We start from the raw sequence: 25,178 nt of genomic DNA, 5'->3' as shown, positions 1-25,178 counted from the left end.
AAAATGATTACTTTCTAAACATAATAACGGTCCGAAACGCTCTCCCTAGCCGTCAAAATATTATTTCCTTTAAACTAATAAGAGGATTCTTAAAGACGCCAGCGAGCCGTGTGAATACCATGTTTCCTATGTTGGAAATCAAGTTACTGATTTCTAAACGCCCTAATTTCCCCTGAGTAGCGTAAAGAATTGCTGTGTGTAGTCTTTGCCCATCCCCTGTGATGGGCTTTTTTTTGCCTGTCAAAAAGCAAAAAAAAAAGCCAGCTTGCGCTGGCCTTCTGGCATCGGAGGTTATCCATCACCTCAGGCGGGTTTGTTTAGCGCCGCCAGGCTTAACCAGGTTTCCACCACGGTGTCCGGATTCAGAGACAGACTGTCGATGCCCTGCTCCATCAACCAGGCCGCGAAATCCTGATGATCTGACGGCCCCTGACCGCATATTCCTACGTATTTGCCCTGTTTTTTCGCCGCCTGAATCGCCATGGACAGCAGCGCTTTGACCGCCTCATTACGCTCATCAAACAAGGCCGATACCACGCCGGAGTCGCGATCCAGCCCCAGCGCCAGCTGAGTCATATCATTAGAGCCGATGGAGAAACCGTCAAAGTGTTGTAAAAACTGCTCGGCCAGCAGGGCATTCGAGGGGATTTCACACATCATAATGACCTTGAGCCCGTTCTCGCCGCGCTTCAGTCCCTGGCGACCCAATTCCTCTACCACCGCCTGAGCCTGATCGACCGTACGCACAAAGGGCACCATGATTTCCACGTTGGTCAGCCCCATCTCGTTGCGTACGCGCTTCACCGCTTCGCACTCCAGCGCGAAACAGTCGCGGAAACTCTCGGAGACATAGCGGCCTGCGCCACGGAACCCCAGCATCGGGTTTTCCTCTTCGGGTTCGTAACGTTCTCCACCCACCAGATTGGCATATTCGTTCGTTTTAAAATCCGACAGGCGGACAATAACGCGCTTCGGCGCGAACGCCGCGCCCAGCGTCGCGATCCCTTCGGTCAGACGGGCGATGTAAAACTCAACCGGATCGTCAAAACCTTTCATCATCTGACGAATCTGCTTCTGCAGTTCAGGGGTTTGCTGATCGAACTCCAGCAACGCTTTTGGATGGACGCCGATCATGCGGTTGATAATAAATTCCAGCCGCGCCAGACCAACCCCTTCGTTTGGCAAACAGGCGAAATCGAACGCGCGATCCGGGTTGCCCACGTTCATCATGATTTTAAGCGGCAGGTCCGGCATGGTATCAACCTGCGAACTGGTGACGTCGAAGTCGAGCAGTTCATCGTAGACATAGCCGGTATCGCCCTCAGCACAGGATACGGTAACGGTATGTCCCTCTTTCAGCCGCTCCGTGGCATCGCCACAGCCAACCACCGCCGGGATGCCCAGCTCACGCGCGATAATCGCGGCATGGCAGGTACGGCCGCCGCGGTTCGTCACAATGGCGGAAGCTTTTTTCATGATCGGTTCCCAGTCGGGATCGGTCATATCGGTCACCAGCACGTCACCTTTTTCGATGCGGTTCATTTCGCTGATATCGTGAATGACCTTGACGGTACCGGCGCCGATGCGGTGACCAATCGCACGGCCTTCAATCACTACCTTGCCCTGTCCCTGCAGGCTGTAACGCTCCATGACCTGACCGTTGGAACGCACGGTTTCAGGGCGCGCCTGGACAATAAATAACTTCCCGGTGTGGCCGTCTTTGGCCCACTCAATATCCATCGGGCGCTTGTAGTGTTGCTCAATCAGTACCGCCTGATGGGCCAACGCCTCCACTTCGGCATCGCTCAGACAGAAACGATCGCGCTCGGCTTCAGCCACATCTTCGATGCGCACCTGCTCGCCATGTTCACGCGAGTCGGCGTAAACCATCCGCACCTTTTTCGAGCCCATGTTGCGGCGAACGATAGCGGGACGTTTCGCAGCCAGCGTCGGCTTGTGCACATAAAACTCGTCCGGATTCACCGCGCCCTGTACCACCATTTCGCCCAGGCCCAACGCGGCGGTAATGAACACCACCTGATCAAAGCCCGATTCGGTATCAATGGTGAACATGACCCCTGAGGACGCCAGATCGGATCGCACCATGCGCTGAATCCCCGCCGACAGCGCCACGCCGCGATGGTCGTAACCCTGATGGACGCGATAGGAGATAGCGCGATCGTTAAACAGTGAGGCATAAACGTGTTTCACTGCCACCATGACTGACTCGATGCCCTGCACGTTCAGGAAAGTTTCCTGCTGGCCAGCAAAGGACGCGTCAGGCATATCTTCGGCGGTGGCGGATGAGCGCACGGCGAAGGATGCCTCAGCATCGTCGGCAGAGAGCTGCTCATAGGCCGAAAGAATCGCGGCTTCCAGTTCAGGCTGGAACGGGGTTTCGACTACCCACTGGCGTATCTGCTTACCCGCCTTCGCCAGTTGATCCACATCATCAATATTGGTGTCATCCAGCAAAGCATAAATACGCTGGTTCAGACCGCTCTGCTCAAGAAACTGATTAAAGGCCCAGGAGGTGGTCGCAAAACCGTTGGGAACGGAGACGCCCAGAGATGACAAATTGGTAATCATCTCACCCAGAGAAGCATTTTTGCCTCCCACCCGATCAACATCATGCATGCCAAGCTGGTTGTACCAAAGTACTAACGGCTGTTCGCCTTTATTGGACATTGAACTGATCCTTTATTAATGAATGGGCACATGGAAAATCCTGCTATTAACAAATCCAGCCTGGCATAACGTCTGATTAAACACGATCTGTTGAATCGTTAAAGCAGATTCTCAGACACAGTTTCAGAATTGCGCCTGGTTTTTTCAGCGTTGCGCAAGGCCCTTATTTTTTGCTAATACGCTGATAATTAGCTCATTATTTTTTTTACTGCCTGTTATGCGGCGTTTTTGTTGCGCAACAAACACAGGCGTTGTCTGTCACCTGAGGCGGTGTTGATGGCGCAAAAAAGAGTGAACAGGTGACGTCATGATGCAAAAGCGAGAGGGAAACGATGCCCCAGACTACACTTGCCCCTGAAGGCATGCTTATATTATCTCACTTGTTTTTACGACTTCCCTGCCCGAGGCACGACTTATGACCACCGACAGAAGCGTTTTCTACATTTCCGACGGGACAGCAATTACAGCCGAAGTATTAGGCCATGCCGTGTTATCTCAGTTTCCGGTTAACACCACGAGCGTGACCCTGCCGTTTGTTGAAAACGTCCAGCGTGCGCAGGCCGTTAAGGCGCAAATCAATGCGCTTTATCAGCAAAGCGGCGTGCGCCCACTGGTGTTTTTTTCCATCGTTACGCCTGAAGTCCGTGACATCATTGTGCAGAGCGAAGGCTTCTGCCAGGACATTGTGCAGGCACTGGTCGCGCCGCTTCAGCAGGAGTTGGGGTTGTCACCGGCACCGGTTGCGCACCGCACCCACGGGCTTGATGCCAGCAATCTCGGCAAATACGACGCCCGTATTGCGGCAATCGATTACACGCTGGCGCATGATGACGGCATCTCGTTGCGCGGCCTGGAGGATGCGCAGGTGATCCTGTTAGGCGTTTCGCGCTGCGGCAAAACACCCACCAGCCTGTATCTTGCCATGCAGTTCGGTATCCGTGCTGCTAACTATCCGTTTATCGCCGACGACATGGATAATCTGAAATTGCCTCCCGCCCTGCGTCAGCATCAGCACAAGCTGTTTGGCCTGACGATCGATCCGGAACGCCTGGCGGCCATTCGTCAGGAGCGCGCAGAAAATACCCGCTATGCCTCTATGCGCCAGTGTCGGCTGGAAGTGGGTGAAGTTGAAGCGCTGTTTCGCACTCACCAGATTCGCTACCTCAACAGTACCAACTACTCTGTGGAAGAGATTGCGACGAAAATCCTCGATATTATGGGCCTGACGCGCCGCATGTATTAGTCAATTGCCGACGGCGGCGCTGTAACGTCCCGCTGCCGTCATTTTGACTTTCATTATCATGTTGTCGCTTGAATTCGCAGGTTAATGGTTTATTGTGACCATCATCACTTCCCGGTATTTCACCGCTGCGAAGAAAAAGCTTAGAGAACACCATGAACAAAACTGATGAACTGCGCACCGCGCGCATTGGCAGCCTGATTTCCCCTGCCAGTCTGGCAGCTGAACACCCGCTTTCGACTACCATGGCCGATAACATCACCGCCGCACGCAAGCGCATTGCCCGCATTCTGACCGGAGAAGATCCCCGTCTGCTGGTGGTGATTGGCCCCTGTTCGCTGCATGACCCGGTCGCCGCGCTGGACTACGCTCAGCGTTTGGTCGCCCTGCGTGAGCGTTATCAGGATCGGCTGGAAATCGTGATGCGCACCTATTTCGAAAAACCACGCACGGTTGTGGGCTGGAAAGGCCTGATTTCCGATCCCGATCTGGACGGCAGCTTTGACGTTAATCGCGGCATCAGCATCGCCCGCAAGCTACTGATTGATATCAATGCGTTGGGTTTACCGACCGCCACCGAATTCCTGGATATGGTGATCGGCCAGTTTATTGCCGATCTGATTAGCTGGGGGGCAATTGGCGCCCGGACCACCGAAAGCCAGATCCATCGTGAAATGGCCTCGGCGCTCTCCTGCCCGGTCGGTTTTAAAAACGGAACAGATGGAAACGTCCGCATTGCCGTGGATGCCATTCGTGCATCCCGTGCCAGCCATATGTTTCTGTCGCCCGACAAACAAGGTCAGATGACGATTTACCAGACCAGCGGGAATCCGCACGGCCATGTGATTCTGCGTGGCGGCAAACAGCCTAATTATCATGCAGGCGACGTTGCCGAAGCCGCTGCCTGTTTAGCTGAGTTTGGTCTGCCGCAGCAGTTGGTGATTGATTTCAGCCACGGCAACTGCCTCAAGCAGCATCGCCGTCAGCGCGATGTTGCACGGGACGTCTCCGGGCAGATTAAAAGCGGCTCTCGCGCCGTTGCCGGGGTAATGATTGAAAGTTTTATTGAGGAAGGCAATCAAAAAGTGGTGAGCGGTGAACCCCTGACTTACGGTCAGTCGATCACCGATCCCTGCCTCAGCTGGCAGGACAGCGAAGAGGTCCTTGCGCTGTTAGCTGAGGCGGTTTCTCACCGTCTGTAAATCAGCTTGAGCAGCTGACCTCCAGTGTCTTGCCCCAGTCCGGTGGCCGTTGACGATATTCAGCGGCCGCCGCGTCACTAAAGGGCTGCTGAAGCGCCTGATGTAAACGCGCCAACGCGCCGCTCTCTCCCTTCTCCGCCTCGTCTATCACCTGTTGAGCAAGGTAGTTACGCAGCACCACGGCTGGATTGGCGGCTTTCATCACCTGCTGCCGTTCGGCATCGCCAACCTGCTCCTGCAGCAGGCGTTGACGGTAGCGCTGATACCAGCGATCAAAAGCAGAACGATCGATAAATTCATCCCGCAGTGGCGAACGGCTCTCCGCCTGCTCTGTATCACTTAACAGACGGAACGTGAGCGTATAGTCGCTGCGTTCCTGACTCATTAAGCTGAGTAATTCGGTAAGAATCTCATTATCCCCGGCATCGGCCGTCAGCAGGCCCAGCTTCGCCCGCATCCGCTCTCCCCAGACGCGCATCAGCGCATTCTCATAGCCGCTTAAGGCCTGTTTGAGCTGTTCGGTACTCATTAACCCCGATAACGCATGGGCCAGACGGTTGAGGTTCCATAAGCCAATCATGGGCTGATTCTCGAAGCTGTAGCGGCCCTGATAATCGCTGTGATTGCAGATATAATCCGGCTGATAGTCATCCAGAAAACCATAGGGACCGTAATCGAGGGTCAGGCCGAGGATCGACATGTTGTCGGTATTCATTACGCCATGAGCGAAGCCCACGCTTTGCCACTGGGCGATCAGTCGCGCAGTGCGCAGCACGATATCGGCAAACCACAGCTGATAACGATCGGCCTCATCCACCAGCTGCGGCCAGTGGTGGCGAATGGCATAGTCTGCCAGCTGTTTGACCTGTTCCGGCTGCTGGCTGTAAAAAAAGTGTTCGAAATGCCCAAAGCGCAGGTGACTCGGTGCAATACGCATCAGCATCGCGCCACGTTCGGCGGTCTCGCGGTAAACGGGCTCGTCGCTAACGGCAAGGGTGAGTGCGCGCGTGGTGGGAATGCCTAAATGATGCAGCGCTTCAGAGGCGAGAAATTCACGCACCGTGGAGCGTACCACGGCACGACCGTCGCCCATGCGCGAATAAGGCGTTAGCCCGGCACCTTTCAGGTGCCAGTCGAGCCTGCGACCGTCTTCCTGCCGCTGTTCGCCCAGCAGAATACCGCGGCCGTCACCCAACTGACCGGCCCAGACGCCGAACTGATGCCCACTGTAGACCTGGGCCAGCGGTGCCATGCCGGGTAATAACGCGGCACCATACCACACGCCATGGCCCTGCCCGGAAAACAATGCGCTGTCCAGTGCCATTGCCTTCGCCAGCGGCGCGTTGTGATACAGCAGTCGGCCGCCCGCAAGTGGCGTAGGGTTTAACGCGGTATAGCTGCCAGGAAGCTCACGAAACCAGCTGTTATCAAAGATCATCAATTCTCCCAACGACACCGGGTATCGTGTGATAAAACCCACAGTGTAGCGTTGATGACCAGGATTGGACAGGCGGCAGGCGTGCGAGTATCAGGGAGTGTGCAGGAATTGCTCAGAGTAGATTAACGTCTCAAAGGCGTCTGATTTAACCACTGGAAACAGCGCGCCCTGGAGGTGGACGTTACTGAGCTGGCTAACTTTATCCAGTAAAATTTCATCATCCACACCACAAATAATCATCCGATCGCAATGGCTGCGGAAATTATCGATGATGCTCTGCATAAATGGTAAAAAAGAAGCACGTTTAGACAGTGAGTGAATAAAGTGTTTATCCAGTCTGATACAGCTAAACAGATTATCGTAAACGGCTGTCGTGGAGGATTTCCCTGCGCCAAAATGGGACAGAGACAATTTAAACTCACGATTTAACGCGGCGAGTAATGGGTTATTTTTTCCCAAATTCAGCGAGAGAAACGTTTCGCTGATATCCAGCATTATAAAAGGAAGCTGTTTTATTTTGCGCGTCAGAAACTCACTCTCGAGAATGGTGTTCGCCATGCCCTCATCGACAGGCATAAAAGCCAGCAGGTGATGGGTTTCAAAAAACGTCTGGTGTTTTTCCAGCAGCGAGATCTGGCGCTGCAGCAGGCGCAGGCGCTGTGTCTCATCAAGCTGAGGCAACAGAACATCCTGCGGCAACGTGATCGGCGCACTCTCGTGCACGAACTGCGTAGCCAGCTCAATGGCGGTTAAGTGCCCTTCCTGAGAACAGGCGGCATAAAACCAAATTTCCGACTGGTAGTCGGCAGACAGGTGAATTTTCATTTTACAGCCAGAATATGTGGCGATAGTGCATCGTATATGATTAAAAACATACTGGCAATAGTAGCAAAGGACTGATGAGATGGATATTTTTATCGCTTCATTACCGTTAGGCTAAAAAAATAAACTTTAAGCCAAATAATTCCAGGAACAATTCTGTTAACCGTGAAAAACATTCTTAGGTCCGGTGTTATAAATAAAACGAACCGGTTAAATCCGAATTAAGAATATTTTTCCAGGTCCGTTTTTTTTTGATTTAATCCGCACAAACCCACTGGTTTTCCAGCGGAGAAATTAGATGCGGCGCGCCTGCCAAAAGACCTTCCGCCAGTAGACATTATCCAGCGAAGAGCGGATTACGCCCTGACTGGTGGACGCATGGATGAAAGCGTTATCCGTGTCATAAATGCCCACATGCAGGCCATTTTCACCACTGCCCGTTTTGAAGAACACCAGATCACCGGGCAAGAGATCGTCTTTGCTGATGCGGGTGCCAATATCGCTTTGTGCGGAAGTGGTGCGGGGAAGTTGCAGATCAAACCTGTCGCGAAACGTCAGGTAGACAAAGCCTGAACAGTCCACCCCGCCGCGGCTCATGCCACCATAACGGTAAGGCGTGCCCCGCCAGCTTCCCAGTTGATCTCTGAGTTGCGCTATCACGGTGATGGAGTCAGAGAGGCGACTGTTAATGGGCGGTGCATGATGGCTACAGCCCACCAGCAATAAAGCGAATAACAGCAACCCCATGCGCATCACAGCTCATCCTTAATAAAGAGTAACCGGATTAATGTAGCGGCAAAGCGCGCCAGGTGGCAAGTCTCAGGGCAAAACGGTCAGCAGAGGCCGTCCTTCTAAGATGAGCTGACGAAACGGAATGCCGTACAGGGGCGAAAGCTGTTCTGGCCGAAGGACATCCGCAGGCTCGCCCTGCAACACCACCTGGCCCTGATGTAACAGCCAGACCTGATTGGCATACCATAAGCTATGGTTAAGATCGTGACTGCTGGCGACAACGCAAACTCCTGCGGCACAGAGTTCACTAATCAGATCGTCCACCGCTTTTTGTTGAGCAACATCCAGCGCCGTCATGGGCTCATCCAGGATCAGTAATTGCCCTCTGGCGTTGATCTGCGGATCGATTTGCATCATTACCGCGCCAAGCCGCACCCGCTGCCACTCACCACCGGAGAGCTGGGTCAATGGCCAGGCTAATTTATCATCCAACTGCAACCGCGACAGTATCGTGGCGAGCCGGGCTTCATCTGGCGAGGTGGAAGACGAAAGATGCAGCCGCAGATAGTGGTAAACCGGCATCTGCCCCGGAGGAAGCTGTTGCTGAGGCAGCCAGCTGCGCACGCTGGCCAGCGCCGGGCCTGTCCAACTGACGAGGGCGGTATTCAGTAGCGTGGCGCGGCCGGTAAAGGGTTCCAATCCCGCCAGGGCTGACAGCAGTGTGCTCTTCCCTGCGCCATTCGGCCCCACCAGATGCACCCGTTGCCCGGCCTGCATCGTGCCGCTCACCGGTTGCAGCCGTCCGGGGATGGCTGCATTTTCCAGGCTAAGCAACACTTACTTTGCCAGCGCCTGTTTGATCGTTTCCAGAATAATGGGATCTTCTGGCGACATGTCCGGTGAGAAACGCTGAATAACGCTGCCATCACGCCCTATCAGGAATTTTTCGAAGTTCCACAGAATATCGCCCGGCGCTTTGGGAGCCCGTCCTTTGCTGACCATGCGCTCATAAAAACCACTCTCTTCCGGACGCACGGCCTCGGGTTTCGCCGCGACCAGCTGTGCATAAAGCGGATGACGATGCTCACCATTGACCTCACACTTTTCGAACATCGGAAACGTCACACCGTAGGTCGTGCTGCAAAACGTTTTGATTTCTTCGCTACTGCCTGGCTCCTGCTCCAGAAACTGGTTGCAGGGGAAACCCAGCACGCTGAAGCCCTGCTCATGCCAGGCTTTATGAATATTTTCCAGCGCTTCATATTGTGGGGTTAAGCCGCATTTAGAGGCCACGTTGACCACCAGCAGCACCTGTCCCTGCCAGGAGGACAGCGCCGTTTTCTCACCATCCAGTGTAACCAGTTCAGTTTGATAAATGCTCATACGGAGTTCCTGTGGTTAATGCATGTATGTCAGCTAAAGCTGACGTGACGATTTGACTAACAAGATGATAAACAGCGGTGCGCCGAGCGTTGCCGTGACCACGCCGATGGGTAACTCAGCGGAGGCCAGCGCCAGGCGGGCAATAATATCCGCGCCAAGCAATACGCTGGCTCCCGCCAGCGCCGAAGCCGGCAGCAGCGCACGGTGGTCATTCAGCCCCACCAGCCGCAGCAGGTGCGGAATCACCAGGCCCACAAAGCCAATTGCGCCAGCAAGCGCCACGCTGACGCCAACCAGCCATCCCGTGGCCAACACCAGCAGATTACGCCAGTAAAACAGTGACAACCCAAGCTGGCGGGCTGACGTTTCCCCCAGCGCCAGTAAGTTAAGCACCCTGCTCGCTGTGGTGAGCGCCAGGATAACCGGCAGCAGCGCCAGCATCATCCAGCCATAGCGCCAGTCGATACCGCTGAAGCCGCCCATCATCCAGTACATGAGTTGGCGCAGATCGAGGCTGCTGCTGAAATAGACGGCCCACGTCATGATCGCGCTGCAAATAATCCCCAGCGCAACGCCAGTGAGCAGCAAACGCGTGACGGATAAATGACGCCGGGCAAAATGCAACAGAATCAGGGTAACGACCAGCGCACCGGCCATTGCCGAAAAGCTGAGGCTCCATAGCGAACCGCTGCTCAACAGAACGCCCGCGACCAGGCCAATGCCGGCCCCGTTGGAAACGCCAAGCAGCCCGGGTTCGGCCAGTGGGTTGGTAAACAACGCCTGCATGACAACGCCGCTCAGAGCCAGCGCGCTCCCCACCAGGATAACCGCAAGGCTGCGCGGCAGGCGAAGCTGGCCGACAAAAAGCCTGCCGCTGTCGCTGAACCATTGTGTGGGGCTTATCCAGCGCTCACCCGCGCACAGGCTGAGGATAAATAACACCAGAAGCAGGCTGCCGAGACCCAAAAGCCAGGCTTTACTGCGGCGATCGCTGTGCAGAGCAAGTTGTTCAAGCTGGGACATAAGCAGAATTAGCCAGAATGACAGAGGATTGATTGTAAAAGGATTGCGAAAAAAAGAAATGAAAAAGGCCGCTTGCGCGGCCTTTTTGAAACACTGGGATCAGTCACTGTCTTTTGGTGTGGCGTTTTCAACGCGACTTTTAAGCTTCTGCCCTGGACGGAAGGTCACTACGCGACGCGCAGTAATGGGAATATCTTCTCCCGTTTTTGGGTTTCTGCCCGGACGTTGGTTTTTGTCACGCAGGTCAAAATTACCAAACCCCGACAGTTTAACCTGTTCTCCATTTTCCAACGCGCGGCGAACCTCTTCGAAAAACAACTCCACCAACTCTTTTGCGTCACGTTTGCTCAGCCCGAGTTTCTCAAACAGGTATTCTGACATCTCAGCTTTTGTAAGCGCCATAGGTTCAATCCCTCAAGGTTGCCTGGAATCGCTCTTTTAATGCCGCAACGCATTTGGCAACCGTCGCGGCAATCTCCTCTTCTTCGAGTGTCCGGCTGGTATCCTGCAAAATCAGGCTGATTGCGAGGCTCTTATAGCCCTCGGAAACACCCTTACCTCGGTACACGTCAAACAAGTTTACGCCAACTACCTGATTTACGCCAACTTTCTTACACTCTGCGATGATATCTGCTGCCGGCACATTTTCGGCCACAACAACGGCGATATCACGGCGGTTTGCCGGGAAGCGTGAAACCTCTTGCGCATCAGGCAGGACGCGGTCTGCGACCTTATTCCAAAGCAGTTCAAAGACTAAGGTACGACCGTTGAGATCCAGCTTACGTTCAAGCTCGGGATGAACCACTCCGATAAATCCGATTCGTTCATCCTGTAAATAAATTGCCGCACTTTGTCCAGGATGGAGCGCTGGATTCGCCTCTGCACGGAAGCTAATCGCATTCAACTTGCCGGTTAAATCCAGCAACGACTCTAAATCACCTTTCAAATCATAGAAGTCAACGGTCTGACGCGCCAGATCCCAGTGTTCTTCATAGCGGTTGCCACTCAGCACGCCTGCCAGCATCAGATCCTGACGAATACCGAGATCCGCCTGAGTATCAGGAACAAATCGCAGACCACTCTCAAACAGACGCACGCGGCTCTGCTGACGGTTCTGGTTATAGACCACCGCGCTGAGTAAGCCAGTCCACAGTGACAAACGCATGGTGGACATGTCGCTGGAGATCGGGCTGGGCAGCAGCAGCGCCTCTTCACCCGGATGCAGCAACTGCTGTACTTTCGGGTCCACGAAGCTGTAGGTGATGGCTTCCTGGTAGCCTTTATCCACTAACAGCATTTTTGCTCGCTTCAGCGACAGGTTAGCTTCACGGTGCTTTGTCATGACCAGACCGGCCTGAACCGGCACGTCCGGGATGTTGTTGTAACCATAAATGCGGGCGATCTCTTCTACCAGATCCTCTTCGATAGCCATATCGAAGCGCCAGGCGGGGGCGACCGCCTGCCATTCCCCAGGGGTTACGCTGACCTGACAACCCAGGCGCGTCAGAATATCCGTGACCTGCTCATCGCTGACAACATGACCAATCAGCCGATCCAGCTTTTCACGACGCAGCGTGATCGTGGCCGGTTGCGGCAAGGCGTCCGCCGACGTCTGATCGATAACCGGGCCCGCTTCACCGCCGCAGATGCTCAGCAGCAGCTGAGTCGCGCGTTCCATCGCCTTGTGTTGCAGTGCAGAATCCACACCGCGCTCGTAGCGATGTGATGCATCGGTGTGCAAACCATGACGGCGTGCGCGGCCCGCAATCGCCAGCGGTTCGAACCAGGCACACTCCAGCAAAATATTTTGCGTTTCGCCGTTTACACCGGAATGTTCACCACCAAAAATGCCGCCCATCGCCAGGGCTTTCTGATGATCGGCAATCACCAGCGTATCGCTGCTGAGCTTCACCTCTGTGCCATCCAGTAGCGTGAGCGCCTCACCATCTTTCGCCATCCGCACGACGATACCGCCGTCGATGCGGTCCAGATCGAACGCGTGCATTGGCTGGCCCAGTTCGAGCAACACGTAGTTGGTGATATCAACGACCGGATCGATAGAGCGAATACCACAGCGACGCAGTTTCTCTTTCATCCACAGCGGCGTTGCTGCGCTGACGTTGATGCCTTTCACGACCCGCCCCAGATAGCGTGGGCAGGCAGCGGTGGCTTCGACACTAATCGGTAACGTATCAGCAATCGTCGCCGCAACCGGCTCAATGACCGGCGCGTTAAGCGGCAGGCTGTTCAGCACCGCAACATCGCGGGCAATCCCGATAATGCCCAGGCAGTCTGCGCGGTTAGGCGTGACGCTGATTTCAATGGTGTTGTCGTCCAGCTGCAGGTAGTCACGGATATCCGTGCCAATCGGCGCATCGGCGGGCAGTTCGATAATGCCGCTGTGGTCGTCGGAAATCCCCAGCTCAGAGAACGAGCACAGCATGCCTTCGGACGGTTCGCCGCGCAGCTTAGCCGCTTTAATTTTAAAATCGCCCGGCAGCACGGCACCCACGGTGGCGACTGCGACTTTCAGGCCCTGACGGCAGTTTGGTGCGCCGCAGACGATGTCCAGCAGCCGATCGCCACCGGTATTGATTTTGGTCACACGCAGTTTGTCGGCATTAGGGTGCTGACCGCATTCCACTACCTCACCGACCACGACGCCGTGAAACGCGCCCGCAACGGGCTCAACGCCGTCCACTTCCAGGCCGGCCATGGTGATTTGCTCAGATAAGGCCGCACTGTCAAGGGCTGGATTTACCCATTCGCGTAACCAGAGTTCACTGAATTTCATTGGATAACCTGCCCTTACTTAAATTGTTTGAGGAAACGTAAATCATTTTCGAAGAATGCGCGTAAATCGGTCACGCCGTAGCGCAGCATGGTCAGGCGCTCCATGCCCATGCCAAAGGCGAAGCCTGAATAGACTTCCGGATCGATACCGACATTGCGCAGAACATTGGGGTGCACCATGCCGCAGCCCAGCACTTCCAGCCACTTGCCGTTTTTACCCATCACATCCACTTCAGCGGACGGCTCGGTAAACGGGAAATAGGAAGGACGGAAGCGGATCTGCAAATCTTCCTCAAAGAAGTTGTTCAGGAAATCGTGCAGCGTGCCTTTCAGGTTGGTGAAGTTGATATTCTTATCGACGATCAGCCCTTCCATCTGGTGGAACATCGGCGTGTGCGTCTGATCGTAATCGTTACGGTACACGCGGCCCGGCGCAATAATGCGCAGAGGCGGCTGCTGGTTCTTCATAGTGCGAATTTGCACGCCTGAGGTTTGCGTACGCAGCAGGCGCGTGGCATCAAACCAGAAAGTATCATGATCGGCACGCGCCGGATGATGGCCCGGAATATTGAGCGCATCGAAGTTATGATAATCGTCTTCAATTTCCGGACCGGTCACTACCGCAAAGCCCAGCTCGCCAAAGAACGTTTCAATACGATCGATGGTGCGGGTCACCGGATGCAGGCCGCCGTTTTCGATACGGCGTCCCGGCAGGGAAACGTCGATGGTTTCTGCCGCCAGACGGGCATTAAGGACCGCAGACTCCATCTCCTCTTTACGCGCGTTCAGACGATCCGTTACCTGCTGTTTAGCCTCGTTAATCACCGCACCGGCCGCAGGACGCGCTTCCGCTGGCAATTCACGCAATGTGGTCATCTGTAATGTCAGATGCCCTTTCTTCCCCAGATATTCGACGCGCACCGCGTCAAGGGCGGCGATATCGGTCGCCCCGTCGATGGCCGCCGTGGCGTTCGCCACCAGTTCTGCTAGTTGGGACATGTTTTCCTCTTTTTCCAGTCAGGCTGGTTAGTACTTGTTGGGACCTGCCGGTCCAATATGCCAGCGCCAAAAACAAAAAAAGCCTCCACGTGGGAGGCTTTCAGCGCGATTTTTCGTTTCTTTTCTTATGCGCAAAAGCCCCTGATTGTCAGGCGCTAAAGTAAAAAAAGAAACGGAAAATAGCAGCATTCATGCTTGCGTTACCTTGTCATGATTTCCAACGGCACTATTGAAATGCGCAGCGGCGAAAAAGTCAATCTTTTGCTCAGGTTACAGGTAATAAAAAAGGGAGCAAGCTCCCTTTTTCAACTGACTTACGCCAGCGCTGATTTCGCTTTTTCTACCAGTGCAGTGAATGCCACTTTGTCGAATACGGCGATGTCGGCCAGGATTTTACGGTCAATTTCAATGGCTGCTTTTTTCAGACCATTGATGAAACGGCTGTAAGACATACCGTTCTGACGCGCTGCTGCGTTGATACGCGCGATCCACAGCTGACGGAACTGACGCTTACGTTGACGACGGTCGCGGTAAGCATACTGACCAGCTTTGATAACAGCCTGGAAGGCAACGCGGTAAACACGTGAACGTGCACCGTAGTAACCTTTAGCTTGTTTTAAGATTTTTTTGTGACGTGCGCGAGCAACTACACCACGTTTTACACGAGCCATTTAGCTCTCCTGTTTAATATTCTGAATTAATTAAAAAAATTTACTTATGCGTACGGCAGGCAGGCAATAACCAGACCCAGATCGCCTTTAGACACCATGCCTTTCGGACGCAGGTGACGTTTACGCTTAGTAGATTTCTTAGTCAGAATATGACGCAGGTTTGCGTGTTTACGCTTGAAGCCGCCAGAAGCGGTCTTCTTGAAGCGCTTAGCCGCGCCACGTACAGTTTTAATCTTTGGCATTTTAAAAAATATCCACTTCGCATTGTTGATAACATGACCCAGACAGGCGAACAACAAACCGCACAACGCAAGCGCTGCGCGGTCATTGCTACTTGAATGCCTACTGTTTCTTCTTAGGAGCGAGCACCATGATCATCTGGCGGCCTTCGATCTTCGAAGGGAAGGATTCGACAATGGCCAAATCCAGATCTTCACACAGGTCTTTACGGACGCGGTTAAGCACTTCCATACCGATCTGCTGGTGCGCCATCTCACGACCGCGGAAACGCAGCGTGATTTTGGCTTTATCGCCTTCTTCCAGAAAGCGAATCAGGTTGCGTAGTTTGACCTGATAGTCGCCATCATCGGTTCCAGGACGGAATTTGATTTCCTTAACCTGAATAACTTTTTGTTTCTTCTTCTGTTCCTTAGAAGATTTACTTTTTTCATAGAGGAACTTGCCGTAGTCCATGATGCGGCAAACCGGCGGTTCGGCGTTCGGGCTGATTTCAACTAAATCTACACCCGCTTCCTCAGCTTTTTCCAGAGCTTCGCGTAGACTTACAATACCAAGTTGCTCGCCTTCAACGCCTGTTAAGCGCACTTCTGTTGCGCGAATTTCACTGTTGATGCGATTCGGACGCGTAGGTTGTACTCGTTTTCCGCCTTTAATACTTTATTCCTCCAATTGGTGAAGATTGCGGCTGCGAATCTCTTGCTGCAGCTTCTCAACAAACACATCGACGTCCATCGACCCAAGGTCTTTACCACGGCGGGTGCGAACGGCCACTTTGCCAGCTTCCACCTCTTTATCACCACAGACCAACATATAAGGGACGCGACGTAATGTGTGCTCGCGGATTTTAAAGCCTATCTTCTCGTTTCTCAAGTCCGCTTTCACACGAATGCCAGCATTCTGCAATTTACGTGTCAAAGTCTCAACATATTCTGCCTGACCGTCGGTAATATTCATTACCACAGCCTGCATCGGCGCCAGCCAGCTTGGGAAGAAACCGGCGAACTCCTCGGTCAAAATACCGATGAAGCGCTCCATCGAACCCAGAATCGCACGGTGAATCATTACCGGCGTCTGACGATCGTTGTTTTCACCCACGTAGGTGGCATCCAGACGCTTAGGCAGGGAAAAGTCTAGCTGAACCGTTCCACACTGCCAGGCGCGGTCAAGGCAATCGTATAGTGTAAATTCAATTTTAGGGCCGTAGAACGCGCCCTCACCCGGCTGGTACTCAAACTCAATGTTGTTTTCATTGAGCGCCGCAGCCAGATCTTCTTCTGCACGATCCCAGGTTTCGTCAGAACCAATACGCTTTTCAGGACGGGTGGACAGTTTCACCACAATCTTTTCAAAGCCAAAGGTGCTGTACATGTCATAAACCATGCGGATACAGCTGTTCACTTCGGTACGCAGCTGATCTTCCGTACAGAAAATATGCGCATCATCCTGGGTAAAGCCCCGCACACGCATCAGGCCATGCAAAGCACCTGAAGGTTCATTACGGTGGCAGCTACCGAACTCAGCCATACGCAGCGGCAAATCGCGATACGATTTCAGCCCCTGGTTAAAAATTTGGACGTGCCCTGGGCAGTTCATCGGTTTGATGCAGTACTCACGGTTCTCAGAAGAGGTCGTGAACATCGCATCCTTATAGTTTTCCCAGTGGCCGGTCTTTTCCCACAGCACCCGATCCATCATGAACGGGCCTTTAACTTCCTGATACTGGTACTCTTTTAGCTTACTGCGGACGAACACTTCCAGCTCACGGAAAATTGTCCAGCCGTCATTATGCCAGAAAACCATGCCCGGCGCTTCTTCCTGCATATGATAGAGGTCGAGTTGCTTACCAATTTTACGGTGGTCGCGCTTCGCCGCCTCTTCCAGACGCTGTAAATAAGCCGCCAGCTGTTTCTTATCTGCCCATGCTGTACCGTAAATGCGCTGCAGCATTTTGTTGTCGCTGTCGCCGCGCCAGTATGCGCCGGAGATTTTCTGCAGTTTAAAATGGTGACAGAAACGCATGTTCGGTACGTGCGGACCGCGGCACATATCGACATATTCTTCATGATGATACAGCCCGGGGCGATCGTCATGACTGATGTTCTCATCCAGGATGGTGGTCTTGTAGACTTCACCTCGCGCCGCGAAGACATCGCGCGCTTCCTGCCAGCTGACTTTTTTCTTCACAACATCGTAGTTGGTCTCGGCCAACTGATGCATGCGTTTTTCCAGCAGCTCAATGTCTTCCTGGGTCAGGGTACGATCGATATCGACATCATAATAGAAGCCGTTGTCGATCACCGGACCGATCGCCATTTTGGTATCTGGCCACAGCTGCTTAATCGCATGGCCTAACAGATGCGCGCAGGAGTGGCGGATGATCTCCAGACCCGCTTCGTCTTTGGCAGTGATAATGGCAACAGACGCGTCGTCGGTGATGGGATCGACCGCATCAACCAGTTCACCGTTAACTCGTCCGGCGATGCAGGCTTTTGCCAGACCGGGACCAATATCAAGCGCGATATCCATGACGCTGACAGGGCGGTCGTATGAGCGCTGACTGCCATCAGGAAGCGTAATTACAGGCATAGAATGTCCTTAGTTGCAGTGGTAAGCCACACGAAAGCTTACATACAAAATTGAGTAGTGTTATTGACCTGGCGTTATGTCAGACCCACATTGTCGGAATGTCGCCAGGAGTGTAATGCGGGACGGATAATAGCAGTTTTCAGGCGCGAGCAAAACCCATGCGTTTGTCGCTAAGCCTCAGAGAGATCGAAAAAAAGCGGCCAGGCACTGTGCCAGACCGCGCTTTTTCAGACATCCTGACGCCTGTTACATCGCGTAGGTCAGCATGACGGAAGTTCGGGTATCGGTACGGTCTGGTGCAGAAGCCGGTGGGTTGTTGTTCCAGGTCACGTTGTAGGCCAGCTTGAGGGCAAAGTGATCGTTAATAGCAACCTGTAAACCCGTTTCTGAGTTCACCGTGGTGTCTTCTCCCAGCGAGCTCAGTACGGAAACACCCTGAATGAACTTAGTGGTGTCGGTAAGTTGCCACTGATAGCTCACAGCGCCGTAAGCCAGCCCCTGCGTTTTATGATCGCCGTCGCGGTAATCGTCGTAACGCACACCCGGACCGAATTCAGCACGCAGTGAATGCACCGGGCCGTTCAGAATCTGGCGACCATAACCGGCGGTCAGCACATCACGAGAATCATAGCCGTTATAACGATCGCTCAACCAACTTGCCTGACCAAACAGGTAGTCGTAGGCGCTCATGTTGTAACGCGAACGGGCACCCAGGTTGTAGGTTTCCGAAGAACGCTCATCGTTGGCAGAGGTGTTTGCGGCGTTACCCCACAAGCTGTAGGCCATTGATTCTGTGTACCAGGTCATATTGGTTTGCGCGGTCAATGATGAACTGGTGGTGTTACCGGTTTGTGCCAGGTAACCCGCAGAAGCAGAACCTTCAAAAGGCTTTTTCGCCGTTGAAGGGTCATCCATTGCGGTAAAGACAGCATTATCGGCCAGCGCCTGGTGACAAAACGCTCCGGCAGAGAGCAAAAGAACAGCAGACAGCTTGTTAAAGGCTTTCATTAAATGTGATCCGTGCAGCAGTTTTAAAAACGAAGATTCTGAAGGGTTTCCCAATGCGATCAATGCAATTTACGGTAACTTTTGTAAAAAAACATGAATTCGCTCAGAACGGCATACTTTAGCGTAACGCCGCGTATTCACTAGGCGTTAACCTGATTTCGGCGCGCATTATAGAGCCATTTTTGGCAAATGGCATCTTTTCATTTACAAGATTTACACAGGATTTTGCCTGGAATATCAGCGAAATTTGCACACAGATTGATCTGATTTTACGCCTCATCTCCTTCATTATTCGCCTGTTTTTTCACCCTGTACTACGCTGTGTATTATTTGAGCATACCGAGGTGCAGAATGAGCAACGGGGATTTACACCGCTATGTCGTCACGTTTCATTACCGGGAAACCGGTCTCAGTGACGTGCTGACGTTAACCGGAGCGATGACCTCCGGCGGCTTTTCTACCACGCTGATGGATGACAAGGGAAACCCGCATGAGCTTGGCACCAACAGTTTTGGCATTGTGACTACGCTTACGCAGGAGGATTTAAAACAGCAGGTCATTGCCGCGGGCGAAAGCGCGCTGGGGCAAACGCCCGACGTGACGCTCACCACGCTTGACGATTTTCTGCGCGACGCAGCACGTTCAACAGAGTAGTCTGTGCGCAGGCGCAGACTTTGCGCAGTGCTAACGCGTTACAATCGAATTCAGGCAGCGAATAAAGAGGATAACCCGATGTGGTCAGCCATTAGTCGTCTGTTAAGCGAGCAATTTGGTGACGCCGATATTACCCAACGCCACGAGCTCCCCGGTGGCGATGTACATCCCGCCTGGCTGATTCGCTATGGTGAGCAGGATGTCTTTGTCAAATGCAACAGCCGCGATAAGGTTTCGCTGTTCAGTTGGGAAGCCGATCAACTCGCCCTGCTGCGCCGAACGCAGACCGTCCGCGTCCCTGAGGTTTACGGGGTGGGCAGCGATCGCGACTACAGCTTTCTGCTGCTGGAATACATCAAGCCTCAGCCTCTCGATGCGCACAGCGCACTGCAGCTGGGCCAGCAATTGGCACATCTGCATCAGTGGAGCGAACAACCGCAGTTTGGTCTTGATTTCGATAACAACCTGACCACCACACCTCAGCCAAACAGTTGGCTACGGCGCTGGTCAGTCTTTTTTGCAGAGCAGCGTATCGGCTGGCAGCTGCAAATTGCCGCCGAGAAAGGCATTCTCTACGGCAATGCCGAGCTGATTGTCGACTGTGTGCAGCGCACCCTGGCCTCCCATCACCCGCAACCTTCCCTGCTGCATGGCGATCTGTGGCCCGCCAACTGCGCAGCCAGCCAGAACGGGCCATGGATTTTTGATCCGGCCTGTTACTGGGGCGACAGAGAATGTGATCTGGCGATGCTGAGCTGGTTTAACGATCTGCCCAGAGAAATCTTCGACGGCTATAATCAGGTTTGGCCACTGCCGGATGGCTTCTCACAGCGCCAGCCGGTTTATCAGCTTTATTATCTGCTAAACCGGGCCAACGTGTTCGGCGGCAACTGGCTGGGGGCCGCGCAGTTTGCCGTAGGTCAGTTACTGGACGACGACGCGCTGGCGGCCGGCCAGGCTAAACCGGCCTGACCGGTTAGAGAAAACCGAGTAACGAAAGCAGAAAATATCCGGCGATAACAATCACGATGGGCAAAATATAGAGCGGGAAAATCTGCAGAAAAATGGTGTGACGAGGAATGCGCACCTTCTCTTCCACCTGCTGACGCGTGCGCCCTTCGCTGCCTTTCGCCTGTTCGAGGATCATCTGGTCTTCAATGCCTTCGCGGACATGGCGAACCTGCCTCCCCATACGCGCACCTGACGCTTCCAGGGCCAGCCCGATGAAGATCAGAATATAGATTAGCCAGAACCCCAGGTTCATCTGGCCGTTAAACTCCGGCACGGGCGAGTTGTGCCAGAAAATGTTCAGAAACGGCGTGTTAAAACGAATCATATCGACCATGACATGAATAAAATCGAGCATCACGGCATCAATGCCGGGTTTCTTTTCACTGTGTTTAAAGAGAAAACTCAGCAGTGAGATGATCGTGGAGAGCAACGCCAGTAAAAAAACTATCCAGCCGACAACGCGTTTAAGGATGGCAATACGGCCAGCCTGTTGATAGGTCATGATATCTCCTGAACCCAAAATCCTGTTAGCCTTCAGTCTAACCTGCCCTCAGGGAATTTTCCCAAAAAAAAGAGCAGGCTGCGCCCGGCAAGGCTCTCGTTAACCCCCGCCTGCGTTCGTGGTAAGGTAGCGGGATTATTTACAGGGGAGCGCCATATGTCTTACCACCGCCCGGTTTACGCGGCTTTATTTGATATGGATGGATTACTGATTGATTCGGAACCGCTCTGGGATCGGGCCGAAATGGATATCTTTTCCACCCTGGACGTTGATTTAACGCGCCGTCATACGCTGCCCGATACGCTTGGGCTACGCATCGATCAAACCGTGCGCATGTGGTATGAAACGCTGCCCTGGACCGGTCCGTCGCAGCAGGAGATTACCCAGCGCATTATTACCCGCGTGATGGAACTGATTGCGACAGAACGTCCTCTGCTGCCCGGTGTTGAATCGGCCCTGAGGTTATGTAAGCAGCAGGGGCTAAAAACCGGCCTGGTCTCGGCCTCGCCGCTGTTTATGCTGGAAGCCGTGCTGGAGATGTTCAACCTGCGGCCCTGGTTTGACGTGCTGTCTTCGGCGGAGAACCTGCCTTACAGCAAGCCGCACCCTCAGGTGTACCTTAATGCGGCGGAGGCGCTGGGCATCGATCCGTTAAACTGCGTCGCGCTGGAAGACTCCGTTAACGGAATGGTGGCGAGCAAAGCGGCACGGATGCGCGCCATCGTCGTGCCGGCTGCCGTCCATCAGGAAGATGCTCGTTGGGCACTGGCCGATGTTAAACTCAGCAATCTGACACAGCTGATGCCCGCCCATTTACTGGGGTAATCGTGCCTGTGTTGTAACCTGTTGCACAGGCTTAAAAAATTAACGCTTCGTTACAGCGTCACAGGTTCTCATTTACTGGATAAATCCCTATACTGGATGCATCGACAGTTTTTGCAGCCAGGTTTTATCATGACGGCCGAGGGCCATATCTTTTTTGCGGTTGCCAGCGCTATTTTTGCCAAACGGGCCGAACTCACGCCGGTGATGGCGCACGCAGACTGGTGGCATTTGATCCCGGCCACGTTACTGACCTGCCTGCTTCCCGATATCGATCATCCCAAATCTCTGTTAGGACAGCGGCTTCGCTGGCTGTCCCACCCTATTGCGCGGGCCTTTGGTCACCGGGGATTTACCCACAGCCTGCTTGCGGTGGCGGCCAGCCTGTGGCTGTTTCAGATTAACGTACCGAAAAGCTGGCCCCTCCCGGCCGATGTATTGCAGGGCATGACGCTCGGTTATCTGAGCCATATTGTGGCGGATATGCTTACTCCCGCTGGCGTTCCACTACTCTGGCCCTGCCGCTGGCGTTTTCGCCTGCCGGTACTGAACAGCCAGAAAGGCAATCAACTGGAGCGAGCGCTCTGTTTATGCCTGATCGGTTACGCTCTGTGGTTCCCGGTAGGGATGCCTTCATTTGGTGAAAATGGCTGGCCCGCCCAGGTATTCGACACCTTACAAAATGGCGTTAGCCGTCTCATTTCTGCGCAATTTGAGCGTTAATTGCCCGGCAAAAAGGGTAAGGTTATAAGCTATTCCATTTGGATATAAGATTGCGCGATTTCTAACTGTTACCATTTCTGGATACGTATCTTTACGATCAAACCTCTGCTGCTCTCCTGACCAGGGAATGCTGCATTACATCGGAGTTGCTATGGATATTCCTCTTACGCTTAACGTCGTGGCATTTGTGCTGCTACTGCTTTTGCTGTCGCGCCTTGGCCGGGCAAACTGGAGCCTGTCGAAAAAGGTTCTGACTGGCCTGGTGCTGGGTGTGGTGTTTGGCCTCGCGCTCCAGCTGATTTATGGCGGCAACAGCGATATCGTTAAAGCCTCTATCGGCTGGTTTAACATCGTGGGTAACGGTTATGTTCAGCTGTTACAGATGATTGTGATGCCGCTGGTGTTCGTGTCAATTCTCAGCGCCGTCGCCCGCCTGCACAATGCCTCCTCACTGGGAAAAATCAGTTTTCTGACCATCGGCGTACTGCTGTTTACAACAGCAATTTCTGCCCTGATCGGCGTTTTTGTCACCGGCCTGTTTCACCTTAACGCGACCGGTCTGGTACAGGGCGCCCAGGAAACGGCTCGCCTGAGCGCGATTCAGAGCAACTACGTTGGTAAAGTCGCTGATTTGACAGTACCTCAGTTAATCCTGTCATTCATTCCTAAAAACCCGTTTGCCGACTTAACCGGTGCCAGCCCGACGTCCATCATCAGCGTGGTCATCTTCGCCGCGTTCCTGGGTGTGGCTGCCCTGCAGTTGCACAAGGATGATGAGGTCAAAGGCCAGCGGGTACTGACCGCCATTGATACGCTGCAGTCGTGGGTGATGAAGCTGGTTCGCCTGATTATGAAGCTGACACCTTATGGTGTGCTGGCGCTGATGACCAAAGTCGTTGCCGGCTCCAACGTGCAGGACATCATCAAGCTGGGCAGCTTTGTTGTGGCATCCTATTTGGGCCTGACCCTTATGTTTGTGGTTCATGCGCTGCTCCTGTCGGTCAACGGCATCAATCCTATGCGCTTCTTCCGCAAAGTGTGGCCGGTATTGACCTTTGCCTTTACCAGCCGCTCCAGCGCCGCCAGCATTCCACTGAACGTGGAGGCGCAAACCCGCCGCCTTGGCGTACCTGAATCGATTGCCAGCTTCTCGGCCTCATTTGGTGCCACCATTGGACAGAACGGCTGTGCCGGTCTTTATCCGACGATGCTGGCAGTGATGGTCGCCCCGACGGTCGGCATCAATCCTTTTGATCCACTGTGGATTGCCACGCTGGTCGGCATTGTGACATTGAGTTCAGCAGGCGTAGCCGGTGTCGGCGGCGGAGCGACCTTTGCCGCGCTGATCGTCTTGCCTGCGATGGGGCTGCCGGTCACGCTGGTCGCGCTGCTGATTTCCATTGAGCCTCTGATTGACATGGGACGAACAGCGTTAAACGTCAATGGCTCAATGACCGCAGGATCGCTCACCAGTCGCTGGCTGGGCCTGACCGATAAACGCGTTTTAGAGCGCAGCGAGCACAGTGAATTAGAGCACAGCTAATCACGCCAGACCTGGCGTCCGCCGCCAGGTCTTTCTCTCTGTTTTTGTCTTATCTTCTCCTTATTTCTTCATCATCATCCTGTTCCCGTTAAGAAAACGTTAAGCGTGGTAAACGGGCAATAATGCACAGCATTTCCCCTTGTCTTTACGCAGCAAAAAGAGAATTCTGCAGGTAATAACTGCAGGAGAATGCTCATGAAAACGGTTATCGCCTCATTACTGGCGCTAGCAATTGTCGCGCCCACTCACGCGTTTGCTCGTCCCGGCGACTGGGGCCCGGGTCCACACTGGCGACCCGGCCCAGGCTGGCATGGTCCGGCACCGCGCTGGCACGGCCCCGATCACTTCCATGTTCTGCCGCTGGCCGCAACGGCGGTATTGATTGGCGGATTAACGTATTACCTGCTTAACGGCAGTTATTATCAGCGTCACGGAGAAGAGTACGTGGTGGTTGAGCCGCCTGTGCAAACCTACGAAACGGGCATGAGAGTGCTGGATTTTAACGGCAGGCGCTTTTATGTGCAGGACGGGCACTACTATCAGCGGGAAATTAACGGCAGCTACATTGAAGTGCCCCGACCGGCAGGATTGTAGCTATAAAAAAAACGGCTCACCCAATGGCGAGCCGTTTCTTATTTAAAGCGGCTAATTACTGCTTAACCTGCGGGTCTGTGTCGTATTCAGCACAGCTCTGGAAGCCGTAGTTCATCACGCGGCCTACATCGTTGTAGCTGACGAAATAGGTTTGGGCTTTACCGTCACGCTCGCCGATAACGTAGGTCTGGCAGGTACCACGTGCATGCACCATGGTGATTTCAGTGGAAGCTGGGCCAGCAATCTGGCGTACCTGCTCGCGGGTCATGCCTTTTTTGACGTCCTTAACCACCGGCTTAGTCACGTAGCTTTCGGCACGATCGTAAGTCGTACAACCAGAGAGCGCAGCCAGCGTCAGCGCCGCAGCGATACATCCCATCACTTTATTCATCTTGTTGTTCCTCGTTTTTTGTCCATGTGCTGAAAAGCCTGGAACATAAAACGGTTTTTTTCAAGTTAATGACAGACTTAAACTCAACTCGCTCAGGATGCTTTGATAACATG

General features: G+C 53.7%; 26 protein-coding genes, 1 other RNA gene and 1 other annotated feature. Of the genes, 9 read left to right on the top strand and 18 right to left on the bottom strand.

Annotated elements, in window-relative coordinates; genetic code table 11:
- Nucleotides 1-128: 128 nt before the first annotated feature.
- An RNA gene (rprA, locus tag DFO57_RS03490) (antisense sRNA RprA) lies at nt 129-237 on the top strand.
- Nucleotides 238-303: 66 nt separating this feature from the next.
- On the opposite strand, the gene ppsA is transcribed toward rprA, so the two are convergent.
- Nucleotides 304-2,688 (bottom strand): phosphoenolpyruvate synthase, encoded by a 2,385-nt coding sequence (gene ppsA / locus DFO57_RS03485; protein WP_013025589.1) that lies wholly within the window; start codon nt 2,686-2,688, stop codon nt 304-306.
- A gap of 415 nt (nt 2,689-3,103) precedes the next feature.
- On the opposite strand from ppsA, the gene DFO57_RS03480 reads away from it, so the two are divergent.
- The gene (locus DFO57_RS03480; RefSeq protein WP_013025588.1) at nt 3,104-3,931 is read left to right on the top strand and encodes a pyruvate, water dikinase regulatory protein; all 828 of its coding nucleotides are present in this window, start codon (nt 3,104-3,106) and stop codon (nt 3,929-3,931) included.
- Nucleotides 3,932-4,083: 152 nt separating this feature from the next.
- Nucleotides 4,084-5,130, top strand: coding sequence for a 3-deoxy-7-phosphoheptulonate synthase (locus DFO57_RS03475; RefSeq protein ID WP_105080193.1), 1,047 nt, complete (start codon nt 4,084-4,086; stop codon nt 5,128-5,130).
- Nucleotide 5,131: 1 nt separating this feature from the next.
- On the opposite strand, the gene DFO57_RS03470 is transcribed toward DFO57_RS03475, so the two are convergent.
- The 15 genes from DFO57_RS03470 to DFO57_RS03405 all read right to left on the bottom strand — a co-directional run bounded on the left by DFO57_RS03470 (nt 5,132) and on the right by DFO57_RS03405 (nt 18,825).
- Nucleotides 5,132-6,568: a protein adenylyltransferase SelO gene (locus DFO57_RS03470; protein WP_014593598.1), complete on the bottom strand. Its 1,437-nt coding sequence runs from the start codon at nt 6,566-6,568 to the stop codon at nt 5,132-5,134.
- Between the two features lie 90 nt (nt 6,569-6,658).
- Nucleotides 6,659-7,393 carry an EAL domain-containing protein gene (locus DFO57_RS03465; RefSeq protein ID WP_105091431.1) on the bottom strand — a complete coding sequence of 245 codons (735 nt, stop codon included), beginning with the start codon at nt 7,391-7,393 and terminating at the stop codon, nt 6,659-6,661.
- Between the two features lie 291 nt (nt 7,394-7,684).
- A complete protein-coding gene (locus DFO57_RS03460) occupies nt 7,685-8,143 on the bottom strand; it encodes an NlpC/P60 family protein (RefSeq protein WP_013025584.1) in 459 nt (152 codons plus the stop codon).
- A 66-nt stretch (nt 8,144-8,209) separates the two neighbouring features.
- Nucleotides 8,210-8,959 carry a vitamin B12 ABC transporter ATP-binding protein BtuD gene (gene btuD, locus DFO57_RS03455; RefSeq protein WP_013025583.1) on the bottom strand — a complete coding sequence of 250 codons (750 nt, stop codon included), beginning with the start codon at nt 8,957-8,959 and terminating at the stop codon, nt 8,210-8,212.
- The gene (locus tag DFO57_RS03450; RefSeq protein WP_013025582.1) at nt 8,960-9,505 is read right to left on the bottom strand and encodes a glutathione peroxidase; all 546 of its coding nucleotides are present in this window, start codon (nt 9,503-9,505) and stop codon (nt 8,960-8,962) included. It abuts the gene before it with no gap.
- 33 nt (nt 9,506-9,538) lie between these two features.
- On the bottom strand, nt 9,539-10,528 hold the full coding sequence (gene btuC / locus DFO57_RS03445) for a vitamin B12 ABC transporter permease BtuC (protein WP_013025581.1): 990 nt from the start codon (nt 10,526-10,528) through the stop codon (nt 9,539-9,541).
- Nucleotides 10,529-10,627: 99 nt separating this feature from the next.
- Nucleotides 10,628-10,930, bottom strand: a complete 303-nt coding sequence (gene ihfA, locus DFO57_RS03440; RefSeq protein ID WP_006118960.1) for an integration host factor subunit alpha — start codon at nt 10,928-10,930, stop codon at nt 10,628-10,630.
- A 4-nt stretch (nt 10,931-10,934) separates the two neighbouring features.
- On the bottom strand, nt 10,935-13,322 hold the full coding sequence (gene pheT / locus DFO57_RS03435) for a phenylalanine--tRNA ligase subunit beta (RefSeq protein ID WP_029568723.1): 2,388 nt from the start codon (nt 13,320-13,322) through the stop codon (nt 10,935-10,937).
- A gap of 14 nt (nt 13,323-13,336) precedes the next feature.
- Nucleotides 13,337-14,320, bottom strand: a complete 984-nt coding sequence (pheS, locus tag DFO57_RS03430) for a phenylalanine--tRNA ligase subunit alpha (protein WP_013025578.1) — start codon at nt 14,318-14,320, stop codon at nt 13,337-13,339.
- A gap of 72 nt (nt 14,321-14,392) precedes the next feature.
- Nucleotides 14,393-14,518: a sequence feature (Phe leader region), on the bottom strand.
- A complete protein-coding gene (pheM, locus tag DFO57_RS22650; protein ID WP_106120997.1) occupies nt 14,469-14,513 on the bottom strand; it encodes a pheST operon leader peptide PheM in 45 nt (14 codons plus the stop codon). (Overlaps the previous feature by 45 nt.)
- 116 nt (nt 14,519-14,634) lie before the next feature.
- The gene (gene rplT / locus DFO57_RS03425; protein ID WP_006118956.1) at nt 14,635-14,991 is read right to left on the bottom strand and encodes a 50S ribosomal protein L20; all 357 of its coding nucleotides are present in this window, start codon (nt 14,989-14,991) and stop codon (nt 14,635-14,637) included.
- Nucleotides 14,992-15,035: 44 nt separating this feature from the next.
- Nucleotides 15,036-15,233, bottom strand: a complete 198-nt coding sequence (rpmI, locus tag DFO57_RS03420; RefSeq protein WP_004157374.1) for a 50S ribosomal protein L35 — start codon at nt 15,231-15,233, stop codon at nt 15,036-15,038.
- Between the two features lie 100 nt (nt 15,234-15,333).
- Nucleotides 15,334-15,885 carry a translation initiation factor IF-3 gene (infC, locus tag DFO57_RS03415; RefSeq protein WP_026020952.1) on the bottom strand — a complete coding sequence of 184 codons (552 nt, stop codon included), beginning with the start codon at nt 15,883-15,885 and terminating at the stop codon, nt 15,334-15,336.
- Between the two features lie 3 nt (nt 15,886-15,888).
- Nucleotides 15,889-17,817 (bottom strand): threonine--tRNA ligase, encoded by a 1,929-nt coding sequence (gene thrS / locus DFO57_RS03410; RefSeq protein WP_014593593.1) that lies wholly within the window; start codon nt 17,815-17,817, stop codon nt 15,889-15,891.
- 246 nt (nt 17,818-18,063) lie between these two features.
- Nucleotides 18,064-18,825 (bottom strand): YdiY family protein, encoded by a 762-nt coding sequence (locus tag DFO57_RS03405; protein ID WP_014605966.1) that lies wholly within the window; start codon nt 18,823-18,825, stop codon nt 18,064-18,066.
- Between the two features lie 351 nt (nt 18,826-19,176).
- On the opposite strand from DFO57_RS03405, the gene ghoS reads away from it, so the two are divergent.
- Both ghoS and DFO57_RS03395 read left to right on the top strand, forming a co-directional pair.
- Nucleotides 19,177-19,479: a type V toxin-antitoxin system endoribonuclease antitoxin GhoS gene (gene ghoS / locus DFO57_RS03400; protein WP_028715073.1), complete on the top strand. Its 303-nt coding sequence runs from the start codon at nt 19,177-19,179 to the stop codon at nt 19,477-19,479.
- A gap of 78 nt (nt 19,480-19,557) precedes the next feature.
- A complete protein-coding gene (locus DFO57_RS03395; protein WP_015700426.1) occupies nt 19,558-20,451 on the top strand; it encodes a fructosamine kinase family protein in 894 nt (297 codons plus the stop codon).
- 4 nt (nt 20,452-20,455) lie between these two features.
- On the opposite strand, the gene DFO57_RS03390 is transcribed toward DFO57_RS03395, so the two are convergent.
- On the bottom strand, nt 20,456-20,992 hold the full coding sequence (locus DFO57_RS03390) for a YniB family protein (protein ID WP_015700427.1): 537 nt from the start codon (nt 20,990-20,992) through the stop codon (nt 20,456-20,458).
- A 156-nt stretch (nt 20,993-21,148) separates the two neighbouring features.
- Here DFO57_RS03390 and hxpB point away from each other — a divergent pair, with 156 nt between their 5' ends.
- The 4 genes from hxpB (at nt 21,149) to DFO57_RS03370 (ending at nt 24,674) form a co-directional block, all read left to right on the top strand.
- Nucleotides 21,149-21,817: a hexitol phosphatase HxpB gene (hxpB, locus tag DFO57_RS03385; RefSeq protein WP_022622480.1), complete on the top strand. Its 669-nt coding sequence runs from the start codon at nt 21,149-21,151 to the stop codon at nt 21,815-21,817.
- 129 nt (nt 21,818-21,946) lie between these two features.
- The gene (locus DFO57_RS03380) at nt 21,947-22,537 is read left to right on the top strand and encodes a metal-dependent hydrolase (RefSeq protein WP_110015188.1); all 591 of its coding nucleotides are present in this window, start codon (nt 21,947-21,949) and stop codon (nt 22,535-22,537) included.
- Between the two features lie 151 nt (nt 22,538-22,688).
- Nucleotides 22,689-24,080: an L-cystine transporter gene (locus tag DFO57_RS03375; protein WP_014605969.1), complete on the top strand. Its 1,392-nt coding sequence runs from the start codon at nt 22,689-22,691 to the stop codon at nt 24,078-24,080.
- A gap of 195 nt (nt 24,081-24,275) precedes the next feature.
- The gene (locus tag DFO57_RS03370; protein ID WP_014605970.1) at nt 24,276-24,674 is read left to right on the top strand and encodes a DUF6515 family protein; all 399 of its coding nucleotides are present in this window, start codon (nt 24,276-24,278) and stop codon (nt 24,672-24,674) included.
- A gap of 55 nt (nt 24,675-24,729) precedes the next feature.
- Here the strand turns inward: DFO57_RS03370 and osmE are convergent, their stop codons facing one another.
- Nucleotides 24,730-25,065 (bottom strand): osmotically-inducible lipoprotein OsmE, encoded by a 336-nt coding sequence (osmE, locus tag DFO57_RS03365; protein ID WP_013025567.1) that lies wholly within the window; start codon nt 25,063-25,065, stop codon nt 24,730-24,732.
- Nucleotides 25,066-25,178: the final 113 nt, after the last annotated feature.

The organism is Pantoea sp. AG702, from assembly GCF_003182295.1.
GTDB classification, from domain to species: Bacteria; Pseudomonadota; Gammaproteobacteria; order Enterobacterales; family Enterobacteriaceae; genus Pantoea; species Pantoea ananatis.
Note: the sequence above shows the minus strand (reverse complement) of the source record. Positions and strands in the feature narration are given on the sequence as shown.

Coding starts and splice junctions, on each gene's coding strand:
- ppsA (WP_013025589.1), bottom strand. CDS start 2,688: ATGTCCAATAAAGGCGAACAGCCGTTAGTACTTTGGTACAACCAGCTT.
- DFO57_RS03480 (WP_013025588.1), top strand. CDS start 3,104: ATGACCACCGACAGAAGCGTTTTCTACATTTCCGACGGGACAGCAATT.
- DFO57_RS03475 (WP_105080193.1), top strand. CDS start 4,084: ATGAACAAAACTGATGAACTGCGCACCGCGCGCATTGGCAGCCTGATT.
- DFO57_RS03470 (WP_014593598.1), bottom strand. CDS start 6,568: ATGATCTTTGATAACAGCTGGTTTCGTGAGCTTCCTGGCAGCTATACC.
- DFO57_RS03465 (WP_105091431.1), bottom strand. CDS start 7,393: ATGAAAATTCACCTGTCTGCCGACTACCAGTCGGAAATTTGGTTTTAT.
- DFO57_RS03460 (WP_013025584.1), bottom strand. CDS start 8,143: ATGCGCATGGGGTTGCTGTTATTCGCTTTATTGCTGGTGGGCTGTAGC.
- DFO57_RS03450 (WP_013025582.1), bottom strand. CDS start 9,505: ATGAGCATTTATCAAACTGAACTGGTTACACTGGATGGTGAGAAAACG.
- btuC (WP_013025581.1), bottom strand. CDS start 10,528: ATGTCCCAGCTTGAACAACTTGCTCTGCACAGCGATCGCCGCAGTAAA.
- ihfA (WP_006118960.1), bottom strand. CDS start 10,930: ATGGCGCTTACAAAAGCTGAGATGTCAGAATACCTGTTTGAGAAACTC.
- pheT (WP_029568723.1), bottom strand. CDS start 13,322: ATGAAATTCAGTGAACTCTGGTTACGCGAATGGGTAAATCCAGCCCTT.
- pheS (WP_013025578.1), bottom strand. CDS start 14,320: ATGTCCCAACTAGCAGAACTGGTGGCGAACGCCACGGCGGCCATCGAC.
- rplT (WP_006118956.1), bottom strand. CDS start 14,991: ATGGCTCGTGTAAAACGTGGTGTAGTTGCTCGCGCACGTCACAAAAAA.
- rpmI (WP_004157374.1), bottom strand. CDS start 15,233: ATGCCAAAGATTAAAACTGTACGTGGCGCGGCTAAGCGCTTCAAGAAG.
- thrS (WP_014593593.1), bottom strand. CDS start 17,817: ATGCCTGTAATTACGCTTCCTGATGGCAGTCAGCGCTCATACGACCGC.
- DFO57_RS03405 (WP_014605966.1), bottom strand. CDS start 18,825: ATGAAAGCCTTTAACAAGCTGTCTGCTGTTCTTTTGCTCTCTGCCGGA.
- ghoS (WP_028715073.1), top strand. CDS start 19,177: ATGAGCAACGGGGATTTACACCGCTATGTCGTCACGTTTCATTACCGG.
- DFO57_RS03395 (WP_015700426.1), top strand. CDS start 19,558: ATGTGGTCAGCCATTAGTCGTCTGTTAAGCGAGCAATTTGGTGACGCC.
- DFO57_RS03390 (WP_015700427.1), bottom strand. CDS start 20,992: ATGACCTATCAACAGGCTGGCCGTATTGCCATCCTTAAACGCGTTGTC.
- hxpB (WP_022622480.1), top strand. CDS start 21,149: ATGTCTTACCACCGCCCGGTTTACGCGGCTTTATTTGATATGGATGGA.
- DFO57_RS03380 (WP_110015188.1), top strand. CDS start 21,947: ATGACGGCCGAGGGCCATATCTTTTTTGCGGTTGCCAGCGCTATTTTT.
- DFO57_RS03375 (WP_014605969.1), top strand. CDS start 22,689: ATGGATATTCCTCTTACGCTTAACGTCGTGGCATTTGTGCTGCTACTG.
- DFO57_RS03370 (WP_014605970.1), top strand. CDS start 24,276: ATGAAAACGGTTATCGCCTCATTACTGGCGCTAGCAATTGTCGCGCCC.
- osmE (WP_013025567.1), bottom strand. CDS start 25,065: ATGAATAAAGTGATGGGATGTATCGCTGCGGCGCTGACGCTGGCTGCG.